The 8,871-nt window shown below is 33.5% G+C and carries 11 protein-coding genes and 7 tRNA genes; 11 read left to right on the top strand and 7 right to left on the bottom strand.

Annotated features, from left to right (window positions below; translation table 11 throughout):
- The first annotated feature begins 115 nt into the window (after positions 1 to 115).
- The 4 genes from ACXAHM_RS25750 to ACXAHM_RS25735 all read left to right on the top strand — a co-directional run bounded on the left by ACXAHM_RS25750 (position 116) and on the right by ACXAHM_RS25735 (position 3,666).
- On the top strand, positions 116 to 790 hold the full coding sequence (locus tag ACXAHM_RS25750) for a sugar-binding domain-containing protein (protein WP_474966954.1): 675 nt from the start codon (positions 116 to 118) through the stop codon (positions 788 to 790).
- Between the two features lie 23 nt (positions 791 to 813).
- Positions 814 to 1,668: a glycoside hydrolase family 2 TIM barrel-domain containing protein gene (locus ACXAHM_RS25745; protein ID WP_474966951.1), complete on the top strand. Its 855-nt coding sequence runs from the start codon at positions 814 to 816 to the stop codon at positions 1,666 to 1,668.
- Between the two features lie 82 nt (positions 1,669 to 1,750).
- Entirely contained in the window at positions 1,751 to 2,062 is a 312-nt protein-coding gene (locus ACXAHM_RS25740) for a hypothetical protein (RefSeq protein ID WP_474966949.1), read from the top strand.
- 527 nt (positions 2,063 to 2,589) lie between these two features.
- On the top strand, positions 2,590 to 3,666 hold the full coding sequence (locus tag ACXAHM_RS25735) for a DUF1573 domain-containing protein (protein ID WP_474966945.1): 1,077 nt from the start codon (positions 2,590 to 2,592) through the stop codon (positions 3,664 to 3,666).
- 357 nt (positions 3,667 to 4,023) lie between these two features.
- Here the strand turns inward: ACXAHM_RS25735 and rplL are convergent, their stop codons facing one another.
- From rplL to ACXAHM_RS25700, 7 genes are all read right to left on the bottom strand, one after another.
- The gene (gene rplL / locus ACXAHM_RS25730; protein ID WP_474966943.1) at positions 4,024 to 4,401 is read right to left on the bottom strand and encodes a 50S ribosomal protein L7/L12; all 378 of its coding nucleotides are present in this window, start codon (positions 4,399 to 4,401) and stop codon (positions 4,024 to 4,026) included.
- Between the two features lie 94 nt (positions 4,402 to 4,495).
- Positions 4,496 to 5,041, bottom strand: a complete 546-nt coding sequence (rplJ, locus tag ACXAHM_RS25725; protein WP_474966942.1) for a 50S ribosomal protein L10 — start codon at positions 5,039 to 5,041, stop codon at positions 4,496 to 4,498.
- A gap of 2 nt (positions 5,042 to 5,043) precedes the next feature.
- Positions 5,044 to 5,736, bottom strand: coding sequence for a 50S ribosomal protein L1 (rplA, locus tag ACXAHM_RS25720; protein WP_474966941.1), 693 nt, complete (start codon positions 5,734 to 5,736; stop codon positions 5,044 to 5,046).
- Positions 5,737 to 5,760: 24 nt separating this feature from the next.
- Positions 5,761 to 6,204 (bottom strand): 50S ribosomal protein L11, encoded by a 444-nt coding sequence (gene rplK, locus ACXAHM_RS25715; protein ID WP_044202167.1) that lies wholly within the window; start codon positions 6,202 to 6,204, stop codon positions 5,761 to 5,763.
- A 1-nt stretch (position 6,205) separates the two neighbouring features.
- Complete coding sequence (gene nusG / locus ACXAHM_RS25710; RefSeq protein ID WP_474966940.1) at positions 6,206 to 6,778, bottom strand: transcription termination/antitermination protein NusG; 573 nt, start codon at positions 6,776 to 6,778, stop codon at positions 6,206 to 6,208.
- Positions 6,779 to 6,842: 64 nt separating this feature from the next.
- Positions 6,843 to 7,022, bottom strand: a complete 180-nt coding sequence (gene secE, locus ACXAHM_RS25705; protein WP_474966939.1) for a preprotein translocase subunit SecE — start codon at positions 7,020 to 7,022, stop codon at positions 6,843 to 6,845.
- A gap of 125 nt (positions 7,023 to 7,147) precedes the next feature.
- Positions 7,148 to 7,220, bottom strand: a tRNA-Trp gene (locus tag ACXAHM_RS25700).
- 216 nt (positions 7,221 to 7,436) lie between these two features.
- Between ACXAHM_RS25700 and ACXAHM_RS25695 the strand changes: the two genes are divergently transcribed.
- The 7 genes from ACXAHM_RS25695 to ACXAHM_RS25665 all read left to right on the top strand — a co-directional run bounded on the left by ACXAHM_RS25695 (position 7,437) and on the right by ACXAHM_RS25665 (position 8,864).
- Positions 7,437 to 8,045 (top strand): hypothetical protein, encoded by a 609-nt coding sequence (locus tag ACXAHM_RS25695; RefSeq protein WP_474966938.1) that lies wholly within the window; start codon positions 7,437 to 7,439, stop codon positions 8,043 to 8,045.
- Positions 8,046 to 8,211: 166 nt separating this feature from the next.
- A tRNA-Tyr gene (locus ACXAHM_RS25690) sits at positions 8,212 to 8,292 on the top strand.
- Positions 8,293 to 8,310: 18 nt separating this feature from the next.
- Positions 8,311 to 8,391: transfer RNA gene (locus tag ACXAHM_RS25685), tRNA-Tyr, on the top strand.
- Between the two features lie 16 nt (positions 8,392 to 8,407).
- Positions 8,408 to 8,480: transfer RNA gene (locus ACXAHM_RS25680), tRNA-Gly, on the top strand.
- Between the two features lie 115 nt (positions 8,481 to 8,595).
- Positions 8,596 to 8,676, top strand: a tRNA-Tyr gene (locus tag ACXAHM_RS25675).
- An 18-nt stretch (positions 8,677 to 8,694) separates the two neighbouring features.
- Positions 8,695 to 8,775: transfer RNA gene (locus ACXAHM_RS25670), tRNA-Tyr, on the top strand.
- A gap of 16 nt (positions 8,776 to 8,791) precedes the next feature.
- Positions 8,792 to 8,864, top strand: a tRNA-Gly gene (locus tag ACXAHM_RS25665).
- The last annotated feature ends 7 nt before the right edge of the window (positions 8,865 to 8,871 follow it).

Below are 8,871 nucleotides of genomic sequence, written 5' to 3'. Positions count from 1 at the left end.
GGGATTTATTTTAATATTGAATGATTTTATACAATAATAATAGCTTAAACGTGCATTTTTTCAGAAAATGAAAACGTTTAGGACACTATTGGAACTAAACTAATTATTATTTGAAATGAAATATATTGTAACCTTCTTCATCTATTGGTGTATTACTCTAAATCTATTTGCTCAAAATCCAATGTTGAAATTTCGTTCTCCATCAACAATAAAGAATTGGGAATTTTATAAAGGTGTAAAGTATGGTGCGTGGCAAAAAAACTTTGAAACTATAGGGTGGACAAAAGTCAAAGTACCACATACCTATTCAATGGATGCTATTAACGATATAGGATACTATAAAGGTGAAAGTTGGTATAGAACTAAGATCAAATTTGATTCTTTAATTATTAATAATAAGACCTTTTTAAGATTTGAAGGAGTAGGGCATCGTTCTGAAGTTTTTGTAAACGGTCAAAAGGCAGGGAAGCACTTAGGAGGTTATTCAGCTTTTGTTATCAATCTTACACCATATTTAGTAAAGGGAGAAAATACAATCGCTGTTAAAGTCAGTAATAAAGAATACAATAGAATGATTCCTATTGATGATCATTTATTTAATTTATATGGTGGAATTTACCGTCCAGTACAAATTTTCACAACTCCAACATCTCATTTTGAAACAGAATACTATGCCTCTTCTGGAGTTTTTATAACTACTGATTTAAAGAATAATAAGGCTGAAGTTTCTATTGAAAGTTATATCAATACAAATAAACTGGAACAATTCAATTTACTATTAAGGACATAAATAAAGAAGAAGTAGTAAGAACATTGGTTTCCTTCAATGCAGATGAGAAGGTTATTAAAACTAAGATGAGTGTCGATAATCCAATAACATGGAATGGAAAAATTAATCCTCATTTATATACATTAGAAGCAATTTTAACAACCATCAATGGTCAAGATAAAATAGAACAAACTTTTGGAATTCGTTCTTTTTCAATTGATCCTAATAAAGGATTTGTACTAAATGGTCAACCTTATAAAATTTTTGGAGTAAGTCGTCATCAAGAATGGCAACAATATGGCCCTGCACTTACTAATGAACATCACAAAGAAGATATTCAATTGATTAAAGAAATTGGAGCTTCAGCAATTCGATTAGCTCATTATCAACAATCAGATATTATGTATGAAGAGGCAGATAAAAATGGATTGTTGATATGGGCTGAAATTCCTTTTGTTCATGATTATGGAGGAAGAGAAGGAAATAATGCAAAGGAACAATTGAAAGAATTGATTTTACAAAATTATAATCACCCTTCTATTTTTACTTGGGGAATTTGGAATGAAGTAAGAGCTTATGATAATCCTAAAGAATACTGTGTTCCGTTAACGAAAGAGTTAGTGGAAATAGCTCATCAATTGGATACAACTCGACCAACAACTTCAGCAAGTGATAGAGAATTTACTTCAAATATGGGGAATATCATTGACCTACAAGCTTGGAACAAATACTTTGGGTGGTATTATGGAAAAACAGAAGATATGGGAAGTTGGATTGATAAAGGAAAAAAACTATTTCCGAATAGACCAATCGGAATAAGTGAATATGGAGTTGGAGGAAATGTACAACATCAAGATATATGTCTATTAGAAAAACCTTCTGGAATTTTTTTTTCCTGAGAAGTACCAATCTGAATACCATGAAACTACTTGGGCTATTTTTCAAGAACGTCCTCATCTTTGGTGTACTTTTGTTTGGAATATGTTCGATTTTTCTGTGGCAGGGTGGAATAGAGGTGGTACCGCATCTTTAAATCATAAGGGCTTAGTTTCTTATGATCGAAAAATTAAAAAAGATGCATTTTATTTTTATAAAGCAAACTGGAATCCTGAACCTATTATCCATATTGCCGAAAAAAGAAAAATAGATAGAAGTAATAATATAGAAGTTAAAGTATATACCAATGCTAAAGCAGTAACTCTTTATGTCAATAATCAAAAAAATAGAAAAGTTAAAAAACTCTTCAACAATCAATACAATACAATTTCAAAATGTAAAATTAAAAGAAGGTAAAAATCTAATTCAAGTGAAAACAGACAGTAGGCTGATTGGTCAATGTTATTGGAATTGTATTGAAAACATGAATTTGAATGGCATCCAATAATTATTTTCATTTTTTTAACCTAACAAAATCCTATAATAACATCCTTAAAGTACTCTTTCTAAGTTAAATATAGAAAACTATTATACTACTAAAGAAGAAAGAGATGGAAACAATAATTATATATATAATTAGTATTAATGTAATAGGCATTATATTAATAATGTTAGATTATGTACAATTAATCAATAGAATTCCTAGTGTGATCCTTCATATTATTGAATTAATGGGAGGTGTATTATCTATGTTACCATTATTATATATATTGAAGTATAGAATAACCAAACAAAGCTATTCTTTAGTATCTTTTTGGGCTTTAACCATATGGTTTTTCATAAGTTATATCAAAATAGAAATACTTAGTTAGAATACTTTAAAATTTATAGACCATATTGTATAATAGACTATATTTGAGCTTCCAATTTTTATTCCCCGTATTATGCTCAAAAGGTTAATTCTTTTTATCGGAAGTGTACTTCTATTAACTTCCAATTTATTCGCTCAAAATAGCATCAAATTCGAACATGACAGTATTTTTGTTGGAAAGTTATCTAATTATCAAGATACAATTTCCTATAATTTTTCATTCAAAAATATTTCTTCAAATACCGTAAATATTGATACAGTTATTTCAGACTGTTCTTGCTTGATAGCAAGTTATCCTACGGATGATATTAAAAAAGGAAATAATGGAAATATTAATGTTCAATTGATTCCTTATAAACCTGGACCATTTAATAAAACTTTTACAGTAAAATTAAAAGGAAGCAATCAAGAGTACGACATTAAACTTGCTGGGTTTATTCGACCATCTTCTGTATCAAAAGAAAGTTTATATCCTTATGATAGAAATGGTTTAAAATGGCAACATAAAAAAGTATCCTTTGGTCTTTTAACAGCTCAAGGTATTGCATCTAAAAGAGTTTATTTTTATAATGACACAAAAGATACTTTAAGGTTTGAAACTTCTCCTGAAACACCAGAATATTTAGGTGTTTTAATTGATAGTTCTGAATTCGAAATTCCTCCACAAACAGAAGGTTCATTTACTTTATTTATCAAACCTGAGGATAGAGAAGAATATGGTTATGCTCAAGATACCTTCAATATTGAACTATCAACTAAAGATAAAAAAATTGTTTCATCAGAATGTATTGTAGCCGCATCTATTTATTTTCCCGAATCAGAAGGAGATGGCCCTAAACCCAAAATGGGATTGTCAAGTACTTATATGAATTTAGGTAATGTAAAAAATGATGGTAGTAAAATCATTACATTATCAGTAATGAATACAGGTGAAGTTCCCTTGAAAATTTTAAAAGTGGAAACGAATCATGGCTTAGAATTATTAAGTATCGAAAATGAAGAAGTTCAAACATTCGAAACTGTCAATATTAATATTCGATTTCTAGAAACACCAAGAACTGGAAAAGAGACAAGATCATTTACTTTATTTACAAATGATTCAGAGGAACCTGTAACTATTATTACAGTTAAAGCTAATGTCGTAAAATAAAATATTGAAATTATTTATACTGAAGCAATCTCAGAAGAGGTTGCTTTTTTTGTATCCAAACTTTTTTTGGAAGAGGTAAAAAGGGAAGAATTAGATAAAACGATTGAACTAAGGAGTATTTATAAGGAGATATATGATACAATGTAATTAGTTTTTTGCATAAAGTTACTAGAAAGCATATCCTGTAGTGCCGCTTATTATAATGTCTTTCTAAGGTTATAAGAAAGTAATTATGTTTTTACAAAAACTCTTTTTGAAAAGAATATTTACGTCAAAAAAATATAGATAAAAAAAGAGGTGAACCTCGAAAGATTCACCTCTTTATCTATTATCGATAAATTTAGTTATAAACTAAAATTATTTGATTTCGATTTCAGCACCTTCAGCTGCTAAAGCGTCTTTTAATGCTTCAGCTTCTTCTTTAGAGATACCTTCTTTGATTGGAGCAGGAGCAGAATCAGCTAATTCTTTAGCTTCTTTAAGACCTAAACCAGCAGCAGACTTAAGAGCCTTAACTACTTTTAATTTTGCTGAACCAGCTGATTTTAAGATCACGTCGAATTCAGTTTTCTCTTCAGCAGCAGCACCACCTTCAGCACCACCTGCAACCATTACTGGAGCAGCAGCAGCAGCTGGCTCGATACCATGCTCTTCTTTTAAGATCTCAGCAAGCTCTTGTACATCTTTAACTGTTAAGTTAACTAACTCTTCTGCGAATTTTTTCAAATCTGCCATTTTTGTATAAAATTAAAACGTGTTTTTTTAAATCAATTATATTAATATGGTTATGCAATCAAAGTTGCATGAGGTTTTGTTAGAAACGAGTATATTACTCTCCTTTCTCCTCTAATGTCTTTAATAGACCAGATAATGTCTGACCTGAAGACTGTAAAGCACTAACAACATTCTTAGCAGGTGATTGAAGTAATCCAACGATATCTCCAATAAGTTCTGCTTTCGATTTTACTGCTGTTAAAGCCTCTAAATGTTGTTCTCCAACGTATAAACCACCGTCGATTGAAGCAGCCTTCAATGCAGGGATTTTACGATCTTTTGGCATATCCTTTTGGAAGTCCTTAAGAACTTTCGCAGGAGCTGCACCTGATTCTGGAGAGAATAAGATACCTGACATACCTTTAAGAGCATTGTCTTTAAGTTCTGTATAATCAGTCTCTGATTCTAATTTGTCAAGAGCTTTCGCAATTAGCGTGTTCTTGACTACTTGATATTCAATACCTGATGCAAAGCATGCCTTACGGAACTTGTTTACTTCGTCAACAGTCATAGTAGCACTGTTTACAACGTAGAAGTAATCACAAGCTGCCAATTTTTGGCTTAACTCTTCAACAAGTTGTACTTTCTGATCTTTTGTCATAATTAGCTATCGATTGATCCCTTTTCAACTTTGACACCAGGGCCCATAGTTGAAGAAATCGTTACGCTCTTAAAATATGTACCTTTAGCAGAAGAAGGCTTTAACTTAGATAATGTTGCGATTAACTCAGCAGCATTTTCTTTTAATTGCTCAGCACTAAATGATGTTTTACCAACAGATGTGTGAATAATTCCAGTTTTGTCAACTTTAAAGTCGATTTTACCAGCCTTAACTTCTTTTACAGCTTTACCTACTTCTAATGTTACAGTACCCGCTTTAGGGTTTGGCATTAGACCACGAGGACCTAAAACTCTACCTAAACGACCTACTTTAGCCATTACAGTTGGCATAGTGATGATTACGTCGATATCAGTCCATCCACCTTCGATTTTCTTGATGAATTCGTCTAAACCAGCGTAGTCAGCACCTGCTGCTTTTGCTTCTTCTTCTTTGTCTGGAGTAACTAGAGCAAGAACTTTAACTTCTTTACCTACACCGTGAGGAAGAGTAACCACACCACGAACCATTTGATCCGCTTTACGTGGGTCAACACCTAAACGCACGTCTAAGTCTACAGAAGCGTCGAACTTCTCGAAAGAAATTTCTTTCACAAGCTCAGTAGCTTTCTCCAGCGTATATTCCTGAGTTCTATCATATTTTGATAGAGCCTCTTTCATTTTCTTTGATACTGCCATGATTAACTATTTTACTTGTAGAAATTAAGCCTCCCAAGGAGCTGTACCCTCTACTGTTACACCCATGCTACGAGCTGTACCCGCAACCATTTTCATACCTGATTCAACTGTAGAACAGTTTAAGTCTGGTAATTTTGTCTCTGCAATCGTTCTTAACTGATCCCAAGTAACTGACGCTACTTTTTTACGGTTAGGCTCTGATGAACCTTTTTTAATTTTAGCCGCATCCATGATCAAGTTAGCCGCTGGAGGAGTCTTAATTACGAAATCAAAAGACTTGTCTTTGAAAATTGTAATTAATACAGGCAATAATTGCCCTCCTTTGTCTTGAGTACGAGCGTTGAATTGTTTACAGAAATCCATAATATTCAAACCCTTCGAACCTAACGCAGGACCTACTGGCGGCGACGGATTGGCTGCTCCACCTTTAATTTGGAGCTTCAGGAAACCTTCGATTTCTTTTGCCATGTTATTCTTCTTTTTCTACTTGTTTATAATCGAGTTCCACAGGTGCATTTCTGCCAAAAATCTTCACCATGACATTGAGTTTTTTCTTCTCTTCGAAGACTTCCTCTACGCTTCCGGAGAATCCAGAGAATGGACCATCCATAACGCGTACTGTTTCGCCGACAGAGTAAGACGTGTCATGTTTAACTTCGCCTTCGTCCGACTCATCGACTTTGCCTAGGATCTGATTAATTTCAGAGTCACGCATAGGTTTTGGAAGCACTGACGGATCTTTCGAGTCCGCATTCAGAAAACCTATTACACCCGGAACGCTATTAATCGTGTGTTGAACCTCACCATTGGATAAATCAGCTTGTACGATAACATACCCTGGTAGTAAGTTTTTCTCGACAGCAATCTTTTTCACTTTACCGTCTCTTTGCTTTCTTGCCTGATAAACTTTCTCTGTTGGAACTAATACTTCCGTGATAAAGTTCTGAAGATTTTGATTTTCTAACTCTTTAAGTAGATAATCTTTTACTTTCTTTTCTTGGCCACTTACAGCTCTAACTACATACCATTTAAGCTCACCCATCGCTATTTAGTTTTATCTGTTGAGGTTTCTTAACTAAAAATACAATTTTCACTATAACTTATTCTTAGAATATGTTATAGAACTCTGTTAAAAGGAAGTTGATTACATAGTCAGCACCACCAATTGCAAGAGCAAATACTAATGACGCTACTAAAACTAATACAGAGCTATCTTGAGCTTCTTTGTACGACAACCATGAAACGTTGTCAGTCATTTCTGTGTATGACTCTCTAAAAAATTGCATTAATTTATTCATAATTCTTACGAATTTTGCACATAAAAAAAGTTGCTTTTTTAGTAACAACTTTATGTTATGTAAATTTTAAAATCTATTGAACGGCTAAATATAGCTATTCAAATTTTAATTTGCACGGGTGGTAGGATTCGAACCCACGACCTGCGGTTTTGGAGACCGTAACTCTACCAGCTGAGCTACACCCGTTTATTCGTTAATTTTCAGTACTTTACGTAAGTACCTTAGATTTCCGAGATGCAAAGGTAGATACTTGTTGAGAAATAACAAACTTGAAAGCGAAATATTTTCTTAATTCATATTAATATACAGTGACTTATAGGTATTTCTCTTATATTTAGACTTCATAAAAGTGGCTCATTATATATAAATTAGCATATTAGAGCCAAAATTAATAAAAATCATATGAACAATTTTTTTTTCTATTTTATCTTATTTTTTTTCTCATCTAACCTAATTAAGGCTCAAGATGCTACTACTTTACCTGAAGAATTAAAATTTAATGATGGAATTTTAGCTATAAATGCTCATGCAATCTCTGGAGAAAATTCTTTTTTCCAGATGTCAGAAAAAATTTCTAAAAAAACTGTTTTTTGGGAAGTTTTCAGAGAGAAAGGTGAATTGAAACGTAAATATGCGATTAATAACTTACCTAAAGGGATATATCATTTTCAATTCGCTCTTGATGGAAAAGCTGTTTATGGGGAAGTATTTAATAAAGATACAGGAACTACTTTAAAGGTATATCATAGTACAGATTATCAAAGGCCATATTTTAATATTAAACTTGATAATGACACATTGTTAGTAGATGGTTTTTTTGCTCAAGATAAAAATGTACAAATTTCTATTAAAAATGAGGAAGAAATTGAAGACTTGTACTACACAAGTGTGAATTTAGAACATGGGAAATTAAAGACACAATATATATTGTCAACTTTTGATAAAGGCAATTATGTAATTAGAGCTAAACTGAAGGATCGAACGTTTGTTAGAAACTTTAGTTTAGAATAGAATTGTAATTTTCTGCTTATCAAATAGTTTACATTTGTTTGATTAGAAAGGTGTCATTTTATTTTGCAGATAAAAAAACTTACCATACATTTGCACTCGCAATCGGGATAAATGGTCACGATTCAGATAAAGTTTTGTGTAAAAATTAAGTAATTGAGGGCAATCTGGGAAGGTTCCAGAGCGGTCAAATGGGACGGACTGTAAATCCGTTGCTTCGGCTTCGCAGGTTCGAATCCTGCCCCTCCCACAACTGCATTACTTAATTGGGAGAGTTCCAGAGCGGTCAAATGGGACGGACTGTAAATCCGTTGCTTCGGCTTCGCAGGTTCGAATCCTGCCTCTCCCACACATCATTTTATCTTGCGGGTGTAGCTCAGTTGGTAGAGCGACAGCCTTCCAAGCTGTAGGTCGCGGGTTCGAGCCTCGTCACCCGCTCAAAGGTTAATCAGTAATGATTGACCTTTTTGCATAGAAAAATGTAAGGTTGAAATATTCGATTTCAACAAAATTGATAGATTGAGTGTAAAAATTAAGTAATTGAGGGCAATCTGGGAAGGTTCCAGAGCGGTCAAATGGGACGGACTGTAAATCCGTTGCTTCGGCTTCGCAGGTTCGAATCCTGCCCCTCCCACAACTACATTACTTAATTGGGAAGGTTCCAGAGCGGTCAAATGGGACGGACTGTAAATCCGTTGCTTCGGCTTCGCAGGTTCGAATCCTGCCCCTCCCACACATCATTTTATCTTGCGGGTGTAGCTCAGTTGGTAGAGCGACAGCCTTCCAAGCTGTAGGTCGCGGGTTCGAGCCTCGTCACCCGCTCAAAGGT

This window comes from Flammeovirga sp. AWQ4_249 (assembly GCF_056161045.1).
The sequence above is the reverse complement of the archived record's forward strand: the minus strand, read 5'-3'. Positions and strand labels throughout refer to the sequence as shown.